We start from the raw sequence: 18,705 nt of genomic DNA, 5'->3' as shown, positions 1-18,705 counted from the left end.
TGTTTCTCGATTTTTAGGGAATAGTTCGATATGATAGGAAGGGTAAACATAAACAATATGGCGGTATGCCACAAAAGGAGATTTTCGATATGCCGAAAATGGTCCATCGCTCTAAGACTCGTCCTGTTCGTGTAGGGGACCTTGTCATTGGTGGAAATAATGAAGTCATCATCCAAAGTATGACGACAACTAAAACACACGACGTCGAAGCGACAGTCGCTGAAATTCTACGTCTTGAAGAAGCTGGTTGCCAAATCGTCCGCGTCGCTTGTCCAGAAGAACGTGATGCGCTCGCACTTGCAGAAATCAAAAGCCGAATCAACATTCCGCTTGTCGTAGACATCCACTTCAACTATAAACTTGCGCTCATGGCAATCGAAGCTGGCGTCGATAAAATCCGGATCAACCCTGGTAACATCGGTCGCCGCGAAAAGGTCGAAGCCGTCGTGACAGCAGCCAAAGCGAAAAACATCCCAATCCGGATCGGAGTAAACGCCGGTTCACTTGAAAAGCACATTCTTGAAAAATACGGCTACCCGACAGCACGTGGTATGGTCGAGAGTGCGTTGCACCACATTAAGATCCTCGAAGATCTCGACTTCCATGACATCATCGTCTCGCTTAAGGCATCAGACGTACAGTTGGCGCTTGAAGCGTATCAACTTGCTTCTGAATCGTTCGACTATCCACTTCACGTCGGGATCACGGAATCTGGTCCACTTCGCTCTGGTTCATTAAAATCAGCAGCGGGACTTGGCGCGATCTTGTCACGCGGAATCGGAAACACGGTTCGTGTATCTCTTTCAGCGGATCCTGTCGAAGAAGTAAAAGTCGCAAAAGAAGTCTTGAAATCATTTGGTCTCGCGGCGAATGCGGCGACATTGATCTCATGCCCAACATGTGGTCGGATCGAAATCGATTTGATGTCGATCGCTGCAGAAATCGAAGACTATATCGAAAACATCCAAGCGAACATCAAAGTCGCGGTTCTTGGATGTGCGGTCAACGGTCCTGGTGAAGCACGTGAAGCTGATATCGGTATCGCTGGCGCACGCAACGAAGGATTATTGTTCCGTCACGGAGAAATCATCCGTAAAGTACCGGAAGCAACGATGGTCGAAGAATTGAAGAAAGAGATTGATGCAATCGTTCTCGAAAAACAGGCTGAAAAAGAAGCCGAAAAAGCAAATCACGCATAAGTGGAAGACTCCTCCCTCGCGAGGAGTCTTTTTTCCTATCTCGATTTCGACTATGTTATACTAAGTGAAGAAAAATTTTTAGAACGTGGGTGACTGTAAATGAAAATTGGAATCGACATTGATGGAACGATCACACATCCATCCTCTTGCTTCACTTACATGAATAAACATCTCGGAACGTCGATTGACTTCAATCAGGCGTCCGAGTATGAATTGCATACGTATACCGATATGAATCAAATCGAATTTTGGGACTACATGGTGAACTCTGGTCACGAGACAGGCATTTATCGTGAATCCATCCCTCAAGAACATGTTCGTCATCACTTATGGAATTTGCGGAAGCAATATGATCTCCATTACGTAACAGCACGATCGGAGCTCGTTCGTCCTGTAACAGAAGAGTGGATCAAACAACACGAACTTCCTCTTGATTCCTTGATCATGACGGGATCACACGACAAAGTACAAGTCGTCCGTGATTTATCACTCGATTTATTCATGGAAGATCGATTAGAGAATGCTGTACAAATCGCAGAAGACACCTCTATTCCTGTAATCTTGTTCGATGCACCTTATAACCGTAAAGCCGTACCGAATAATGTCATTCGTGTCGCTTCCTGGAATGAGGCCGTTCAAGAGATTCAAAAATTTGCACCGATTCGTTAAAACAGCCGATTAGGCTGTTTTTTCCATTTTCTATGCCATTATCCGATGAGATAGCATACAATGGCATTAGATTTAGATTTTCTAATAGAAAGGGTTTCATGATGCTTACGACAGTGAATATCTTTTTCGTCAATATCTGTATTATCTTTCTTGTCTCTACATTCACTTTTTATCTGTTGCGTGATCGCTTACCGATTCACCCGGACTCGATGATGTCCACTCGCCTGTATTTCGGACTCGCGAATGGAGTAACAGGAATTCTCCTTATGCACCACGCCATCGATTTAAATGGGGCACTGATCGATTTACGATTGTTACCTCTCGCTTTATCCGCCCTATTTGGCGGTAACGTCAGTATCGCAGTGACAGGAACGATGCTTCTATTTTATCGGTTCTTGATTCATGACGGCGCTTCACTGAATGTTCTACTTAGTTCTGTCATCACACTACTTGGTTTTTTAATTCTTTCGTTTATTTGTCGCCGATTTATCACACGACAAGGGTACTTCTTTTCCGCCATCGTCACGGTCGGTTCATTACTTGTTCTTTGGCGACTGATCATAAGCAATTCTCCTGTCGATGCATGGGAAACGATCTATATTCCCTATTTTATCCTAACGATTGGTGGAGCGATTTTGTTTTATCGGTTATCCTCGCTCCTTCAACAGCACTTTGTTCTGTACTCCTATCAATCCTACCTCGCATCGACCGATCAGTTGACACGGCTTGCGAATCGACATGTCATTTTAGAAAAAGTAACGACGCTCGAAAAAAGTAACGCCTCTTGGAGTGTGATTCTATTCGATTTGGATCATTTCAAGACTGTGAACGATACACACGGTCACGCCATCGGTGACGCCGTCTTACGCCATTTTTCGATTATATTGAATGAATATTGTCCTGTACCAGTCACGGTCGGTCGATATGGAGGCGAAGAATTCATTATCATCATTCCGGATAGCGAACAATACTCTCCTGTTATCATAGCGGAAACGATCGTAACAGCCGTTCAGCAAACACCGTTCGTGATGCAGGATCATGCCGTATCAATCACCGTATCCGCTGGAATTGCTTACGCTCATCATCAGCCTGCTGAAATGGTCTTTAAGCAAGCAGATGCCGCTTTATATGAGGCAAAAACGCAAGGTCGAAATCAGTATCGACTGTACCAATCATAAGTATTGTATGAAAAAGCCACTTCTCTCCGAAAAATTCGGACTGAAGTGGCTTTTGTTGGTCAACGGACCGTTCCTTCATTCGTTTTTTGTAGTAGACAGATGATTTCTTTAAGTGGTACCGGTTTAGCAAAGAAATAACCTTGGAATAGATGAATGCCGATTTCCTTGGCAATGCGTACTTCTTCTCCCGTCTCAACTCCTTCGACGATACATTCGACATGCATCGACTCACTCAATTGAAAAATCGACTCAAGAATCGATTGTCGTTTCTCCGATGCTCCAATTTGTTCAATGAATTGCTTCGGAATCTTTAATTGACGTAAAGGTAATAAACGTTCGAGGACGTGATAAGATGCATGACCAGTACCGAAATCATCAAGCGAAACTGGGAAATCAAGCGTTTTGATGCGCTTGAGCGCTCGATGAATCGACTGACTCTCAAAATCGAGCGACTGACTTTCCGTAATCTCAATCTTAATCTGTTGCGGCTTTAATGCATACTTGAGTAACGTTCGTTCAATGAATGGCATGAACGACTCACTCGTCAACTGTCGTGGTGATACGTTGACTGACAACGTAAACTCATCCGGAACCAGACCGACCAATGCTTTACGCGTCTTACATCCTTCCTCAAAGATCCACTCACCTAGACGAATGATCAAGTCACTTTTTTCAGCAATCGGGATGAACACGGATGGTCGATCGGCTCCCTGTAGCGGGGTCTTCCATCGAACCAATGCTTCGAGACCGATGAATTGCTCTGATCGAACATCGTATTGCAGTTGATAGACGAGGTGAAAATCCGTTTCAATATTAGCCTGTGCTAACGATTGTGCTGCTTTGACTCGTAATTCTTGATCCTTACGCCATTCTTGGTCAATACACATCACACGTTCGTTTTGTTGCGCTGCTTCTTGTAAGGCAGTCAATAATTGCTGCACGCGACGCTTTCGATTGTCGGTCGCCCCATCGCCATTATCAATGACGATGGATATGTTGACATAGACATGATGCCCCTCGATTTCGTATGGTACGGAAATTTCTTGGCTCAATTCTTCCATCGCTTCCTTACATGCCACCTCGTCCGGCTTTTCCATGACAATCAATAACGTCCCTGCTTCAATCCGAGCAAACGCTTGATAAGGAGGTAGTTGTCTCTTGAGTCGCTCGATACAGGCGCGTAGTACTTGTAACTGAATATCTTCTCCAAAATAACGTGCCAGCTCATAGTAGTTTTCTAAATGAATCCCGACAAAAATGAGCTGTTGTTCGGATCTTGGAAAATCAATTTCGTTTAATCCTTGGCGATTCAAGACACCTGTTTCTTCATCACGTCGCGCCGTATCGTGTAATTGTATCGCAAGGTCATTCAAACGATTTAAATTGCGAATATGCAAGTGATTGATGACAAGTGCAATCGATACGCCAATCACAATCATACCAATCCGCCCATAATGGTCGGTCGGATCAATTTCCACCGTTACGGTATCGACATTCCCCATGACGTACAAACTAGTTGCGATGGTAACAATGATGGCGTACCACATCATGATGCGTTGATAGGAGATTAAAGCGATCATCAAAAACAAAAAGCTACTTGCCCAAACGGTAACTGCCGCGTAAGGTAAAAAGCTAATCGATGTAATCGGAACGACGAGCAACATCAAGGACAATAAGTGCGTTTGCAAAACGATTTCCATCTTACGACGACTGATATAAAAAATAAAAATTCCCATGATGACTAAAAATGAAATAATGACAGAACGACTCAAATATGCATTCCTGATTGTCTCTTCCGTCGTCGTATAAATGATTAGAGCACCAACAAGCATCATGAAAAGAGCAAAGTTTCCAATCCACCATTGTTGTTTCCGGACAATGTCCTCCATGTATCTCCCTCCTTTCCAGTAGATTTTCCGTATATAGGTTTCGACATCGCTTGATGATACTCCTGTCATATAGAATGTGTCAATTATTCCCTAAAAAGAAAAGTCTTCCCTTATACTTGCTGCGGAAGACTTTTCTCTCACATCCAGTGTTCTATAACTCAAGTCGTCCTAACTCTTCGATGACATCCGTTGCTAACAAACTACTGGGATGTAACCGTCGTTCAACTTGTTTTGAAGCACGTGCATACCACTCTGCTCCTTGCGCTAGTGTTCTTTCGATATCTCCTGTTGGATGTTGTGCAAGAAGGCTGGTTAATATGCCAAACAGCGTATCCCCACTTCCTCCTTTGGCGAGACCACTTGATGCACCAGAGACGACGAATCCGCCTCCATCTGGTTTCGCGATTAAGATGACATGAGACTTCAAAACGACAGTTACTTGATGCAAGATGGCATAGTCGGTTGCCTGACCAAAAAGATCATCTTGAATACTTTCGACACTCTGATTCGTCATCCGGGCGAATTCACCGATATGCGGTGTGACGATGATTGGCGCGGTTCGTTCGGGATAACTTTCTTTTACTAGAGCTGCAGCATCTAGTACAACCGGCAAATCACTCTCAAGCAGATAGTCCACCCATGTTTCAACTGCCTCTTGCGATAATCCGGGACCGATTCCAACTGCTGAGACGGAGGGAAGCATCTCCTGAATTGCTGGTAACGTCTGATCAATGACCATCGCTTCCGGCGCTTGAGCGATGATTCCATGTTTCGCAAGTGCCGTCGTTGCCACTTGTAGTTTACCGACTCCTGTTCGTAAGGCTGCCCGTGTCGCGAGTTGGATGGAACCCGGCATCGTCTCACTTCCACCAATCAATAGCGCCGTCCCGTACGTTCCTTTATGACCGTATGGTTCCCGCTTGAACAAGGCGGTCACACCCTTAGGTGATACGCGCCATTCACCGAATGTCGGTAATCCGATATCAATCGTTTCTAATTCGCCATAAAACGGTGCTGTTCGTATTAAAAAGGCAGATCGTTTCATTGCATGTAATTGGAATGTCACGTCTGCGCGAATCGCTGTCTCCTTAAATTCCGTTGCATGATCCGTCGGTACTCCGCTCGGTACATCCACTGCATAGATACGTGCCCCTTGTCGCTTTTGTTCCGATACGAATTCACATTGCGCTTCGAACACCTGATTCATCCGCTTTGGATCAAATCCCGTTCCATATAAGGCATCTAGAATGACATCATATTGACCACACGGTTGTTCGGTCACGAGTCCAAACGCTTCTGCATAATGAACATGAACGATGGATGTATCCGAACGATTTTCTCCAAATGGTGCATGTAGTGTGACATCAAATCCGTCGCGTATCAATTCGCGTCCAATGACATACCCATCCCCACCGTTATTGCCTGTCCCACATAAAATCAAGATTCGCTCCGTCTTCCTATGACGCTCTTTGATACGTGTTGCGATGTGACTTCCAGCTCGTTCCATCAGCACTTCAAGTGGCAGTCCGGATGTCCGTGCCCACTCATCGATTTGTCGCGCTTCTTGTGTATCATAAATCATCTTCTCATCACCTCTGTTCGACTATTCCCGTTTTAAACAGGACTAGTCTTTTAAAACGCAAAAAGAGGACGCCCGACCGGGTATCCTCTTTCATTTAAGATGTCATGCGTTGACAATTCGCACAGCGTCCATAAATTTCGAACTTATGATCCTCAACTTCAAAGCCAGTCTCTTGGACCGGAGAAACCCATTCCATCGGACAGACATTCAATGTTTCCGTCTTCCCGCAGATTCGGCATATCAAATGATGATGATGGTGTCCTGAAGCACAAGCTGCTCGGTATTTCATCTCACCGTCTAATTCCGTCACTTCTAATAAGTCGATTTCCGAAAAGTCATTCAAGTTTCGATAGATTGTATCATAACTTAACGAAGGATGAGACGTTCGAAGAGCTTCTGCTACTTCCCGCGCACTGACATAACGATTCACTTCAAACAGATACGATAGCAAATCGAGACGCTTCGGTGTCATTTTAAACCCAGAAGCCTTCATGCGTTCACGCGCTTGTTCGATGTTCGTCTTCATGTGTTTTCCCTCCTATCCAAAAACGTTCCAACAGCATCACGATGATCAGCTCAAGTACTGCAATCAAGACGATCATTCCGCCGGGTGCCAAATCGAACTGATAAGCCAGGATGAGTCCAAGTACTGTAGCGATTTCGCCGAAGATGATTGCTAAAAAGATTGTCATCTTAAAACTCTTCGCAATTCGAAGTGCTGCCGCAACCGGTAACGTGATTAAGCTTGAGACAAGCAAAATCCCAACGATTCGCATACTGATCGCAATGACAAGCGCAACGACGATCATAAAGAGAATATGCACTAAGCGAAGGCGAATCCCGGAAACGCGCGCCTGCTCCTCGTCAAAGGAGAGGAACAACAATTCCTTGTAAAAAGCAAAGACGAAGATGACGACGACGATCGTCACGATAAGAATCGTGTACACATCCGTCAAGGCGACAGCCGAGACCGTTCCAAATAAGAAGGAGACGAGATCCATTGAAAAGCCGTTCGCGAGACTGATGAATGTTGCCCCAAGCCCCATTCCCGTCGCCATGATGATCGGGATTGCGAGTTCTTGGAAGTGCTTGTACTTCGCACGCAACCAATCGATCGTCAGTGCCGCGATGACCGACGTCACGATTCCTAAATACAGTGGATTCAAGTCCGCTAATTGTGCGACCATTCCAGAAATCAATAGACTGAGCGCAATCCCAGCTAGCGTGACGTGTGATAGTGCATCTGCGATTAAGCTCATCCGCCGGACGACGACGAACGAACCGATCAATGGTGCCGTGAATCCGATCAGAATGGCAGCCACCAAAGCGTACTGTAAAAACTTTAACGTCATGAACGCTTCAATCATTGGACACTCTTCCCTTCATGAACGAGGACACGTCCCGGAACCGGATAGAGGGAGCGAATCGTCTGTTCATCTAGTTCCCAGTATTCCTTGATGCCACAGTTACATCCTAAACGTCCATCGACCAGATGAATCACATCCGTGACAAGTTTACTGACGAAATGAATATCATGCGTGACAAGAACGAATGTCCGGCGCTTATCTCGACGAAGTTCTTCTAAGATCTCATAAAATTCTTTCACGTATCGCTGATCGACACCAACGGTTGGTTCATCCAAGATCATTAAATCAGGATCGTTGACGAGCGCACGTGCGATGAAAACACGTTGTTGTTGACCACCGGATAGGTCGCCGACTTTTGAATCGCGTCGCTCCCACATGCCGACCGTTTCGAGGGCCGTTCGTACTTTGTCTCGATCGTCGCGAGACAAGCGACGAAAGAGTCCTTTTTTAGCGTACAGTCCCATCTCAACGACTTCTGCGACAGTCACCGGAAAACCGGAGTTGAACGCTGCCGCTTTTTGCGAAACATAGCTGATCCGCCACCATTCATTGAATTGTGATTGGGATTGTCCAAATAAACGAATCGTTCCTTTCGGTTGCAATAACCCTAATATACATTTGATCAGCGTCGATTTTCCGGATCCATTTTCACCGACGATGGCTAAAAATTGCCCTTGCTCGACCTGAAACGAGACTTGATTCAACACCCGACGATCCGGGTAATCATAGCTGACTTGATCAATCTCGATGATTGGTGTTTCCATGTATTTTCACTCCTTCCGTTTTCGTAAAACGGAATAATTACGCCTTAATCAACTGTCTTATTATAGCGCCCGCCAATTATTGGTGCAACTCTAGCAACTTCCTATCCTCCTTAGAAAACATTCAAGGTACAATAAAGAAAGAAGCTAGCTGTTTCCGGCTTGTTCAGAGAGGGAATTCTTTTAGTGCACGCATCGCAGAGAGGAGTCGGAGTCATTTGAAACAAGAACTTGCAGTCATCGATATCGGTTCCAACTCGATTCGTTATGTCATCTTCCATCCGATCGCTTCTGGTCGCTATATCGAGAAGATTAATATTAAAGTCGTCGCCCGGTTATCTGCTCACATCAACGAGGATGGAGCACTCGATGATGAAGGCATCTCCTTACTCGAAGAAACGTTACATCGTTTTTATGAAGTTGGTGTCACCCATGAAGTCGAAGAAACGATCTGTGTCGCGACAGCAGCCATCCGTAATGCAACGAACCGAGATGCCATCGTTGAATCCGTTACAGAAAACACGCCTTTTTCCATTCAGGTTCTGACAGATGAACAAGAAGCATACTATGGCTATTTTGCCATCATCAATTCGACCTTCCTGACTGATGGCTTTTCTGTCGATATCGGTGGTGGTTCCATGGAAGTCACCTTGATTGAAAATCGCGAAATGGTGGCGTATCACAGCTTTCCATTTGGTGCCGTCACTTTGACACGGCAATTCGTTTCGGACGAGACACTAAGTGCCAGCGATAAGAAAAAATTGGTGAAATTCCTACGGGAGCAATTCGAATCGATTCCATGGCTGAGTGATAAAAAGCTTCCTTTAATCGGTGTCGGTGGTTCTGCCCGAAATTTCGTTCGGATCCATCAGTCGAATCAGGACTATCCCCTACGAAGTGTTCACCAATATCAAATCAAAGCGAAGGAACTCGCGAAGATGGTGGACGATCTCGAAGGCAAGTCGGCGAAACAACTATCGAAAATCGAAGGACTCTCAAAGGATCGAATTGATATCTTCCTGCCGGCATTGATTGCGATTCAAGAGTTAGCTCATCACATCGAAGCGGAAGAATTCGTCATGAGTAATCTCGGTCTTCGCGAAGGTCTTGTTTACGAGTTCGATGTGCAGGACGAAGCATACCGTCGGATTGAAAACGTACGTGAGCAAAGTCTCTATCAGCTCGAAAGCGACTATAAGGTCAATCGAGATCGTGCGTCATATATTGGAACTCTCGCCAAATCGATGTACCGGCAGCTCGTCACGCTCGACTTGATTTCAGAACGCGCGTCTGATCTACGACTGCTCGATTCAGCAAGTCGCTTATTTTATTGTGGACAATACATTAATCCAGATACACGATCGGACCAGACGTTCTACCTGTTGACGAATACCGAATTGAATGGCATGACGCACAAGGATCGCGTTGCTCTCTCGCTTGTCAGCTCCTATTCTTCTGCCAAACGGATGAACCAGCTTGCGAAACCTTTCAAGGACTGGTTTACGGAAAAATCGCTGGATCGCTTTGATCTACTTGGTTCTCTCCTCAAATTAAGTCATGCGCTCGACGTGACGGAGCGAAAAGCTGTCAATCATTTGGAGCTATTCCTTCAAAAGGATCAACTCCAATTCGTCCTCGATACAGGGGATCATGATTATGGATTCGAAGTCGAAAAAGCGGAAAAACAAAAGAAACACCTGGAACGAATCATTGATTGTACGATTACCTTCGAAACGAAAGGAGATTTTCCTTCATGAAGCTCGACATACCGGAACATTTCAATAATCGTGAGCTTAGCTGGCTCCAATTCAACAAACGTGTACTGGATGAAGCGTTTGACACACGCAATCCGTTAATGGAACGTTTTAAGTTTCTCGGTATCTTTAGTTCCAATCTAGACGAGTTCTATATGGTACGGGTCGGTGGTTTAAAGGATGAAGTACTCGCCGGATTCAATAAACCGGAAAATAAACAACAAATGACACCCAAACAGCAGTTACGTGCGATCGCAGCGAAAACAAAGGAGTTAGTCGATCGGCAATACGAAGCATTTCAATCAATCAATCAGACGTTATCCGATGAAGGCATTACATTCTTAAAATATGATGCCCTGACTTCGGATCAGACGACCTATGTAAAATCCTTTTTCCGTGAACAAGTCTTTCCGGTACTCACGCCTGTCGCCGTCGATGCCTATCGTCCATTCCCGATGCTCTCGTCAAAGTCACTCAACATCGCGACGGTACTCGAGGCAGAAGACGGGACAAAACGGAATTTGGCGCTCGTACAAGTACCTGCTGTCTTGCCACGATTCGTCGATTTACCGGTAGAAGATGATGAGACGACCGCTGTCATCTTACTCGAAGACGTCATCATCGCCTTCATCGATAGTCTATTCAAAGGCTATCGTGTGTTGTCTGCGATGCCGTTTCGAATTACGCGGAATGCCGACCTTCCGTTTCACGAGGAAGGTACGCATGACTTATTAAAGCTGATTGAGAAAGAATTAAAAAAGCGGCGTTGGGGAGTCGCGATTCGACTCGAAGTTCAAAAAGCTGCCATCAATACCGAACTGCTCAACATGTTGCGCGATGTACTTGATTTACAGGAACGCGACATCTTTGCCGTGGATGGTCCGATTGATTTAACGTTCTCCTTTGCCTTTTACAGTCAAATCGGTATTGAATATGATCATTTGATTTATCAGACGATCATGCCAGTCGACCCACCAGCACTCGATAGTTCAAAAAATCTGTTCAATCAATTACTCGAACGCGATTATCTCTTGCATCATCCGTATCATACGTTTGATCCTATCGTCCGGTTCATCGTCCAAGCGGCAAATGATCCGAACGTCCTTGCCATCAAACAAACACTTTATCGCGTATCTGGTGATTCACCGATCATCAAGGCCTTAAAAACGGCTGCCGAAAACGGGAAACAGGTCACCGTCCTCGTTGAACTCAAGGCTCGATTCGACGAGGCGAAAAACATCGAATGGGCAAAGCAACTAGAAAAGGTCGGCGCCCATGTCATCTACGGATATAGTGATTTAAAGACACACTCGAAGATCACGCTCGTCGTCCGACTCCACGAAGGCAAAATTCAGCGTTTTGTCCACCTTGGTACCGGCAACTATAATGATTCGACGGCGAAACTATACACGGACGTCGGATTATTAACCGCTCGGGAAGAGATCGCCGAAGATGCGACGAACTTCTTCAATTGGTTATCCGGGTACGGGGAACAGCCGGAATGGAACGTCATCCAAACTTCACCGAACGCGATGCTTGAGAAGTTCCTGTCATTAATCGATGAAGAGATTCATCATCATAAAAAACACGGAAATGGTCGAATCGTTGCTAAGATGAATAGTTTAACGGAAAAAGACATCATTTTACGGCTCTACAAGGCATCGCGCGCCGGTGTCCAAGTCGAACTTATCGTTCGGGGCGTCTGTTGTCTGCGTCCTGGCATTCCAGATGTTTCGGAGAATATTCGCGTCATCTCGATCGTCGACCGTTACTTGGAGCATTCACGCATCTTCTACTTCCACCACAATGGACAGGATTTGATGTATGGGTCAAGCGCGGACTGGATGACACGCAACATGCGAAAACGGATTGAAATCTTGTTCCCGATCATGGACGAAGAACATAAGGAGTATTTAAAGGATTGTCTCGCCCTCGCCCTTGCTGATAATGTAAAGTCGCGTGAGCAGGCAGCCGATGGATCTTATCATTACGTGAAGGATGGAAAACAGAGCTGTGAATCCCAGCTGCTGATTCAAGACTATACGAGCGGCAAACTAAAACAAAAACCTAGTTTTACAGCTCCATTGACACACAAGTGGATCACGATTGAAAAGAAAGAGGACAAAGTCATTCTTGATCAAAATGCTACATGATGTTGGTCATGTTTTACCACGTACTCTACTTCAAATGCTGATTTACAGCAGAAAGGACGAAATGTATGCTTCAGCAAATCTTATTATCCCTTCTCGCCGGCGTCATCTGCGGCGTTGTGTTCACCGCACTGAAACTGCCGATTCCTGCTCCACCTGTTTTTCCAGCCGTCGTCGGAATCTTCGGTGTCTTCCTTGGGATGAAAATCTATCTATTTTTAGTAGAACGCTTTTTCTAATCCAAACAAAAACAGTTCTCTTTGCTGCCAGCGCAGAAAAGAGAACTGTTTTTTTGATTCTTTTTAAGGTTTTAATGATTAAATGTCGATCGTGGGAGCTCTGCTTGAATAGGAAAAGATTTTACTCACTCTCTTCCGTTGCTGCTGCCGTATCCACCGCATGAAGCATCTGTTGATGTAACCATCGGTGACAGGTCGGGCAAACGGTCTGATATCCTTCTGGTGTCAAATGCCATTCCAGTAACGACTGCCTAGACTCCTCACAATGCATACATTGACGCGCGACTTGTTCCAGATGATTTCGCTCCTTGAAGCGCTCGATTCGACGTTGTTTAGATTGTTCGAGTGTCAGTACATCCGTTTCGAAATACCCATACTGCCATGAATCAAGCAGACGCGTGCGAAACACTCCTTCGACCGGTCCAGTTTTAAGACCAAGTTGATCGAGTGGTCGTCCAAGTAAGGGATGACGTAAATCCACACTGATGAGATCAAGGCACACATATGACCCTTCTGAGTCGTCAGCATTCGTCAACCAAAATGGATCTTCTGGACGTGTCGTATACTCGGTGAACAAGGCTTCAGCATACGCCATGATACCGTCAGTCGTCGCAAGAAACACCTCTTCTCCCTCTACCAGTTCTGCCGGCAAATAAAACGGTTCCTTTGTTTCATAGTAGTGGACAACAGCTTGTCGTATCGCAAAACTAGTCTCATCAACGACGAGTATATGACACATCACAGACACCCCTTTATGAGTTATTCGACTGGTGCTCCTAGAATCGGTAGACGCCAGTCTGCATCAAACGCACCCGAACGTAACATATCGATTTCTTGTTTATACGGTGCCACTTTTTTCTTTGGATCGAGACCAATGTATGGCGTCTCTAAGATTTTCGGTAAATGTGCCAGAGCAGGATGATGCACGACACGATGTAAGGCATCAAATCCAATCTCACCAAAACCAATATTTTCATGACGGTCCTTTCGAGCACCACGGATATTCTTTGAGTCATTCACATGGATGACACCAAGACGATCCAGTCCAACGATCCGGTCGAATTGTTCAAGAACACCATCTAAGTCGTGCACGATATCGTATCCTGCATCATGCACGTGACATGTATCGAGACAGACGGACAGACGATCATGATGTGTGACGCCTTCGATGATTTGAGCAAGTTCCTCAAAAGTTTTTCCGATTTCCGATCCTTTTCCAGCCATCGTCTCAAGCGCGATCTTGACCTGTTCGTCACCTGTCAGTACTTCATTGAGTCCTTCGACAATCCGTTTGATTCCGATTTCTTCCCCAGCACCTACATGCGCACCAGGATGTAATACGATGTGTTGCGCCTTTTCAAGCGCTTCTGCTCGTTTAATTTCTGCTGCTAAAAACGAAACGGCGAGTTCGAATGTCTCGGGTTTCGTCGTATTCCCTAAGTTGATGATATACGGCGCATGCACGACGATTTCCTCTATTCCATTAGCGCTCATATGTTGCAATGCTTCTTGAATCCGTAACTCTTCCATCGGCTTACGGCGTGTATTTTGAGGTGCTCCTGTATAGACCATCATCGTCGTTGCACTGTAAGATGCCGCTTCCTCACTTGCACCTAATAGCATTTTTTTCCCCGAAACGGAGACGTGTGAACCTATTTTCATGTTCTTTTCCACCTTTCTCTTTTTACAGTGTACCAAATCTTGAAAACGACAAGACACCCGAAAAATGTTTTTTCATTTCACGGGTGTCATCAATGGAATTATTTTGATTTGCGTGCGTTTTCTTTACGTTGCGCGCGACCGACACCACGTTGTTCTTTGATGCGTTCACGTTTTGCTGTTTCTTTCAGCTTGTATTGATGTTTCTTCTTATAACCTGGTTTAACACGTTTTTTCGCTTTTGCTGCTTCACCCGAAAGACGGCTATGTGCTGTCTTCGAGACGGCAGTCTTCATGTGCGGCTTCGCACGGCGACGTTCTTTGACTTCGACGATTTGAGTTCCTTTGACATCAACGTTTGTGAATTGAATGCCACGGTCCTCTAAACGATTGATCATGCCGTTCTCGTGATCTTCAAACAGTGTATATGCCAATCCATCTTGATCGACACGACCTGTCCGACCGACACGGTGGACGTAGAAGTCTAAATCTTTTGGAATGCCGTGGTTAATGACGTGCGAGACACCTGAAATATCAATTCCGCGTGCAGCAAGATCCGTCACGATGACATATTGATACTTCGCATCGTTGATTTCTTTGATGGCTTGCTTACGGCGACGTGCTGGAAGATCTCCGTGAAGAGAACCAACGTTCAGTCCTGCTTCTAGGAACAAAGCTTCGACTTCGATTGCTTCTGCTTTTGTATTCGTAAAAATTAAACAGATATAAGGGTTTAACGCTTTCGCGACTTTCAACGTCAATTGTGAGCGCTCACGATGTTTGACCGGAATCGTATGGTGAACGATTTTCTTCGCTGTCTGTTGTTTTGGATCCACATGCGCATAACGCGGGTTATTCATATATTTTTTCAAGAACGGTTGCAATTTCTCAGGAATCGTTGCTGAGAAGACCATCATCTGAAGCTGTTCTGGAAGAGCTTGCGCAATCCGGTCAACTTCTGGCAAGAAGCCCATGTCGAGCATTTGATCCGCTTCATCGATGACATAGTGCTTCACGAAATGCGGTTTTAAAGCCTGTTCTTTGAATAGGTCTAAAATACGTCCTGGTGTTCCGATGACGATTTGGGGCGAGACTTTCACACGACCGATTTGACGTTCGCGATCCATTCCACCTGTAATAAGACTCGTCTTGATGAAGTCTGGTTCCTTCACAAGTAACGATTTCAGTTCTTCATGAATTTGCCATGCAAGTTCGCGCGTTGGAGCAACGATGATGGCTTGTAATTCTTGAAGCTTTGGATCGACGTTTTGAACGATTGGAAGAAGGAACGATAACGTTTTTCCTGTTCCTGTTTGTGATTGACCGATGATATCGCGTCCCTTTACTGCAGCTGGGATGATCCGCGACTGAATGTCGGTCGGTTTTGTGATGCGGGCGTCATCGAGTGCTTCGATGACGAACGGGTGTAATTGATAATGGCTGAATCCATTCATGAATTGACACCGTCCTTTCCTTATTTGCTGAGGCTTCTGCCTCTCGATTAGTTCAACATGGTTATGGGTCTACTACCGTCATACAGATAGGAGTACGTATAAAAACGAGTTGGAATCTTTTTGTTTTTCGTATGAAGCTTCAATGCACTGAAGGCGACTTTCATCATCTCATCAGCACTCTGGACGACCGTCGCATCCATCGATTTCATGTCAACAGCTTCTAATATAGCACGATTCCCGTCTATGCCGACAATTATTTTTCCTTTGATCCCTGCTTTTTTCAATGCTTCGAGGACACCTAGCGCGATATCATCATTGTGACAATAGACTGCATCAAACGGAATTCCCGACTCAATCACCTGTGTCATGACCTGTTCTGAAGTGACGGGGTCGTAATCTCCATTCACGGATTCGACGATTTTCAGATCCGACTCCCGCTCAAGACCAGTCAAAAATCCCCGGTGTCGTTCATTCGTCGTGTTGACGTTTGCCGTACCTGCGACTTCAATGATATTAGCGGTGGCTCGTCCCGTCTGCTTGATGCGTTCGTGTTTGATGAATGATGCAAGTTGTTCACCAATCAATTGATTATTTGAGGTAATCGAACTGACGACTGCATCGGAGCGAATCAATCGATCGATCGCAAAAACAGGGATATCTTCTTTGGCAGCTTTTTCTAAAGATTCAGCGATGTAAACATCGTCGAGTGTGGTAACGAAAATTGCATCCACTTTCATTCGAATGAATTCTTCAATCTGCTCTCTTTCATTAATGCGTGAATTATGCGACGTCGCGACGACTGCTTCATATTTATTCAGTTTCGCTTGTGTCTTGAACGCATCAACGAGCCGCTGCGCAAATTCATGTTTATCATTGACGATCGTAAAACCGATGAGATGACGACGCGGATTCGAATCCGTATTCACGAACATATTGGATATAAGAAGAACGGATGATATCCAAACGACTAAGACGAATAGCCACGCTTTATTGAATTTCATTCCGTTTGCTCCTTTCGAGGTAAGTGAACTTGAATCGTTGTGCCAACTCCAGGTTTACTGTCAAAAATCATCTTCCCTTTATGATCGCGTACGATTTGTTTTGACATGAACAGTCCAAGACCATTTCCATCCACTTTTGACGTCTTGAATGCTTGACCAACATGATCAATCTGATCACCGTCCATTCCGACACCATTATCTTGGATGATGAAGACAACCTCTTCCGGATAGATATGCACATGCAAATGACAAATCCCATCTGGCCCTTTAAACGCGACAGCTTGAAGGGCATTTCGAACACAGTTTGCTAAAATCTGCAAAATCCCCTCTTCTGATGCATGAATCTTTGGCATAAAGGACGGTGTATAAATTTTACAATCCGCTTCGTAAAGATGAGCTTCCGCTTCTAAGATATATGTCAGCTTCTTCATTAAATCATTCATATCAATCGTCGTTTTTTGAAGCGCATTGTTCTCGCCTTTGGATAAATCAAGCATCGTCTGAATCATGCCGTTCGCTCGATCAAGCTCAGATAAAGCTAACATCAACATCTCTGTATCTCGATCCTTTTCTGCGGCTAATAACTGTAAGGTCATTTTGACTGGTGTTAATGGATTACGTATCTCATGAGCAATGCCCGCCGCTAATTGACCAAGTGACGCTAGCTTCTCTTGCTGCAACATGGTTTGCTGTTGACTTAACTGCTCAAGTCGCGCATGTTCCATTCGCTGTGAGTATTCATTATAAGCAGCGACCAATGTCTTCACTTCGTTTGATCCGGCACGTTCAAGAACGATCGGTTTCGGGGAACTACTTTTCTCAATTTTATGAACAAGCTCAAGTAAAGGAGATGTCAATTGTCGTGACATTAAATAGCCAACAATCAGACTAAGGACGAGCGTCAAAGCGGCGATGATCAAATACTGCTGCCGTGTCGTGTAGACAGGTTCATAAAAAACGTTTCGCGGCGTTCGAACGAGAATTTTCCAATCCGTCACCTTTAAATCTTTTGCAAAGTAATACATATCTTGATTCGTACTAAAGATTTCAGATGGTTCGACGGATTGAAATGCACGATCGATCACACTTCTCGACAATAGTCGTTCTTCGTCTGTCACAAGATTACTCGACGTTGCTAGCAATTCTTTTTTACTATTAAATAAATAGGCAATCGTTTGATCATCAAAAGATTCTAATGATTTCCGGAAAATGATTGAATTCATCGCACTTAGTCCACCACCAAACACACCTACACGTTCGTTACCATCTCGAACTGGCACGAACATATATGTGACGGCATCTGATTCCATTGAGTACAGCTTACTCATATGAAAATCCGTACTTGTCAGAGTTTGTAGAAAATCATCATCCTTTACTATCGTACTATCTGGTACGCGACGATCTTCACTTGAGAACCAAGTAATCTGTTTCGTCTTTCTGTCAAAATAAAAAAGACTTTTAAATCCAGTATCAATATCAAGAAGATTTGATTCTTCAATTTTTCGACTTAGCTTATCAGGATTTTCGACGTTTAACTGCAAACTCATGATTTCCTCATGTAAATTCCCAATGTTATCACGGATCGCGTTTCCAGAAACTTCGACACTTTTCTCACTCTGCTTTTCCGTTTGCTGTTCGACTCGTGAAATCGTGACTCGATCCGCAGTAAAGGCAAGCGCTGAAATGACAAGACATAACAGGATGAATAAGATGGCGGTGATTTGAAAAAAATACGACCGCATCATTTTCTTAGACTCCACCCTTTCGCCCCCTTATTAAATAATTGCAACTTCATTAGTATAC

Annotated in this window: 16 protein-coding genes; 6 read left to right on the top strand and 10 right to left on the bottom strand. The window is 44.8% G+C overall.

Annotation, left to right across the window (positions count from 1 at the left end; translation table 11 throughout):
- The first annotated feature begins 89 nt into the window (after window positions 1-89).
- The 3 genes from ispG (at window position 90) to EXW93_RS04275 (ending at window position 3,046) form a co-directional block, all read left to right on the top strand.
- Complete coding sequence (ispG, locus tag EXW93_RS04285; RefSeq protein ID WP_023467533.1) at window positions 90-1,199, top strand: flavodoxin-dependent (E)-4-hydroxy-3-methylbut-2-enyl-diphosphate synthase; 1,110 nt, start codon at window positions 90-92, stop codon at window positions 1,197-1,199.
- A 99-nt stretch (window positions 1,200-1,298) separates the two neighbouring features.
- Window positions 1,299-1,868, top strand: a complete 570-nt coding sequence (locus EXW93_RS04280; RefSeq protein WP_023467532.1) for a 5' nucleotidase, NT5C type — start codon at window positions 1,299-1,301, stop codon at window positions 1,866-1,868.
- Between the two features lie 98 nt (window positions 1,869-1,966).
- Window positions 1,967-3,046 carry a GGDEF domain-containing protein gene (locus EXW93_RS04275; protein WP_052017187.1) on the top strand — a complete coding sequence of 360 codons (1,080 nt, stop codon included), beginning with the start codon at window positions 1,967-1,969 and terminating at the stop codon, window positions 3,044-3,046.
- Between the two features lie 59 nt (window positions 3,047-3,105).
- On the opposite strand, the gene EXW93_RS04270 is transcribed toward EXW93_RS04275, so the two are convergent.
- The 5 genes from EXW93_RS04270 to EXW93_RS04250 all read right to left on the bottom strand — a co-directional run bounded on the left by EXW93_RS04270 (window position 3,106) and on the right by EXW93_RS04250 (window position 8,648).
- Window positions 3,106-4,935, bottom strand: coding sequence for a GGDEF domain-containing phosphodiesterase (locus EXW93_RS04270; protein WP_174316060.1), 1,830 nt, complete (start codon window positions 4,933-4,935; stop codon window positions 3,106-3,108).
- 151 nt (window positions 4,936-5,086) lie between these two features.
- A complete protein-coding gene (locus tag EXW93_RS04265; protein ID WP_174316059.1) occupies window positions 5,087-6,517 on the bottom strand; it encodes an NAD(P)H-hydrate dehydratase in 1,431 nt (476 codons plus the stop codon).
- Window positions 6,518-6,611: 94 nt separating this feature from the next.
- Window positions 6,612-7,043, bottom strand: a complete 432-nt coding sequence (locus EXW93_RS04260) for a Fur family transcriptional regulator (protein WP_023467528.1) — start codon at window positions 7,041-7,043, stop codon at window positions 6,612-6,614.
- A complete protein-coding gene (locus EXW93_RS04255) occupies window positions 7,015-7,884 on the bottom strand; it encodes a metal ABC transporter permease (RefSeq protein WP_023467527.1) in 870 nt (289 codons plus the stop codon). Before EXW93_RS04255 ends, EXW93_RS04260 begins: the two co-directional genes overlap by 29 nt.
- Entirely contained in the window at window positions 7,881-8,648 is a 768-nt protein-coding gene (locus EXW93_RS04250; protein WP_023467526.1) for a metal ABC transporter ATP-binding protein, read from the bottom strand. The genes EXW93_RS04255 and EXW93_RS04250 overlap by 4 nt, the downstream gene beginning before the upstream one ends.
- Window positions 8,649-8,863: 215 nt before the next feature.
- On the opposite strand from EXW93_RS04250, the gene EXW93_RS04245 reads away from it, so the two are divergent.
- The 3 genes from EXW93_RS04245 (at window position 8,864) to EXW93_RS04235 (ending at window position 12,788) form a co-directional block, all read left to right on the top strand.
- Window positions 8,864-10,402 carry a Ppx/GppA family phosphatase gene (locus tag EXW93_RS04245; RefSeq protein ID WP_174316058.1) on the top strand — a complete coding sequence of 513 codons (1,539 nt, stop codon included), beginning with the start codon at window positions 8,864-8,866 and terminating at the stop codon, window positions 10,400-10,402.
- On the top strand, window positions 10,399-12,552 hold the full coding sequence (locus EXW93_RS04240) for an RNA degradosome polyphosphate kinase (protein WP_023467524.1): 2,154 nt from the start codon (window positions 10,399-10,401) through the stop codon (window positions 12,550-12,552). The genes EXW93_RS04245 and EXW93_RS04240 overlap by 4 nt, the downstream gene beginning before the upstream one ends.
- A 65-nt stretch (window positions 12,553-12,617) precedes the next feature.
- Entirely contained in the window at window positions 12,618-12,788 is a 171-nt protein-coding gene (locus tag EXW93_RS04235; RefSeq protein WP_023467523.1) for a XapX domain-containing protein, read from the top strand.
- A 121-nt stretch (window positions 12,789-12,909) separates the two neighbouring features.
- Here EXW93_RS04235 and EXW93_RS04230 read toward each other — a convergent pair whose 3' ends face one another.
- The 5 genes from EXW93_RS04230 to EXW93_RS04210 all read right to left on the bottom strand — a co-directional run bounded on the left by EXW93_RS04230 (window position 12,910) and on the right by EXW93_RS04210 (window position 18,662).
- Window positions 12,910-13,527, bottom strand: coding sequence for a hypothetical protein (locus EXW93_RS04230; protein WP_058712879.1), 618 nt, complete (start codon window positions 13,525-13,527; stop codon window positions 12,910-12,912).
- Window positions 13,528-13,547: 20 nt separating this feature from the next.
- Entirely contained in the window at window positions 13,548-14,450 is a 903-nt protein-coding gene (locus EXW93_RS04225) for a deoxyribonuclease IV (RefSeq protein ID WP_174316057.1), read from the bottom strand.
- A 98-nt stretch (window positions 14,451-14,548) separates the two neighbouring features.
- Complete coding sequence (locus tag EXW93_RS04220) at window positions 14,549-15,901, bottom strand: DEAD/DEAH box helicase (RefSeq protein WP_023467520.1); 1,353 nt, start codon at window positions 15,899-15,901, stop codon at window positions 14,549-14,551.
- Window positions 15,902-15,948: 47 nt separating this feature from the next.
- A complete protein-coding gene (locus tag EXW93_RS04215) occupies window positions 15,949-16,902 on the bottom strand; it encodes a sugar ABC transporter substrate-binding protein (protein WP_174316056.1) in 954 nt (317 codons plus the stop codon).
- Entirely contained in the window at window positions 16,899-18,662 is a 1,764-nt protein-coding gene (locus EXW93_RS04210) for a sensor histidine kinase (protein WP_023467518.1), read from the bottom strand. Before EXW93_RS04210 ends, EXW93_RS04215 begins: the two co-directional genes overlap by 4 nt.
- Between the last annotated feature and the right edge of the window lie 43 nt (window positions 18,663-18,705).

The sequence above is a fragment of the Exiguobacterium sp. JMULE1 genome, from assembly GCF_013337175.1.
In the GTDB taxonomy this organism is placed as follows: domain Bacteria; phylum Bacillota; class Bacilli; order Exiguobacteriales; family Exiguobacteriaceae; genus Exiguobacterium_A; species Exiguobacterium_A indicum.
The sequence above is the reverse complement of the archived record's forward strand: the minus strand, read 5'-3'. Positions and strand labels throughout refer to the sequence as shown.

Excerpts from the sequence above, each read along its gene's own strand:
- ispG (WP_023467533.1), top strand. The coding sequence starts at position 90 with ATGCCGAAAATGGTCCATCGCTCTAAGACTCGTCCTGTTCGTGTAGGG.
- EXW93_RS04280 (WP_023467532.1), top strand. The coding sequence starts at position 1,299 with ATGAAAATTGGAATCGACATTGATGGAACGATCACACATCCATCCTCT.
- EXW93_RS04275 (WP_052017187.1), top strand. The coding sequence starts at position 1,967 with ATGATGCTTACGACAGTGAATATCTTTTTCGTCAATATCTGTATTATC.
- EXW93_RS04270 (WP_174316060.1), bottom strand. The coding sequence starts at position 4,935 with ATGGAGGACATTGTCCGGAAACAACAATGGTGGATTGGAAACTTTGCT.
- EXW93_RS04265 (WP_174316059.1), bottom strand. The coding sequence starts at position 6,517 with ATGATTTATGATACACAAGAAGCGCGACAAATCGATGAGTGGGCACGG.
- EXW93_RS04260 (WP_023467528.1), bottom strand. The coding sequence starts at position 7,043 with ATGAAGACGAACATCGAACAAGCGCGTGAACGCATGAAGGCTTCTGGG.
- EXW93_RS04255 (WP_023467527.1), bottom strand. The coding sequence starts at position 7,884 with ATGATTGAAGCGTTCATGACGTTAAAGTTTTTACAGTACGCTTTGGTG.
- EXW93_RS04250 (WP_023467526.1), bottom strand. The coding sequence starts at position 8,648 with ATGGAAACACCAATCATCGAGATTGATCAAGTCAGCTATGATTACCCG.
- EXW93_RS04240 (WP_023467524.1), top strand. The coding sequence starts at position 10,399 with ATGAAGCTCGACATACCGGAACATTTCAATAATCGTGAGCTTAGCTGG.
- EXW93_RS04235 (WP_023467523.1), top strand. The coding sequence starts at position 12,618 with ATGCTTCAGCAAATCTTATTATCCCTTCTCGCCGGCGTCATCTGCGGC.
- EXW93_RS04230 (WP_058712879.1), bottom strand. The coding sequence starts at position 13,527 with ATGTGTCATATACTCGTCGTTGATGAGACTAGTTTTGCGATACGACAA.
- EXW93_RS04225 (WP_174316057.1), bottom strand. The coding sequence starts at position 14,450 with ATGAAAATAGGTTCACACGTCTCCGTTTCGGGGAAAAAAATGCTATTA.
- EXW93_RS04220 (WP_023467520.1), bottom strand. The coding sequence starts at position 15,901 with ATGAATGGATTCAGCCATTATCAATTACACCCGTTCGTCATCGAAGCA.
- EXW93_RS04215 (WP_174316056.1), bottom strand. The coding sequence starts at position 16,902 with ATGAAATTCAATAAAGCGTGGCTATTCGTCTTAGTCGTTTGGATATCA.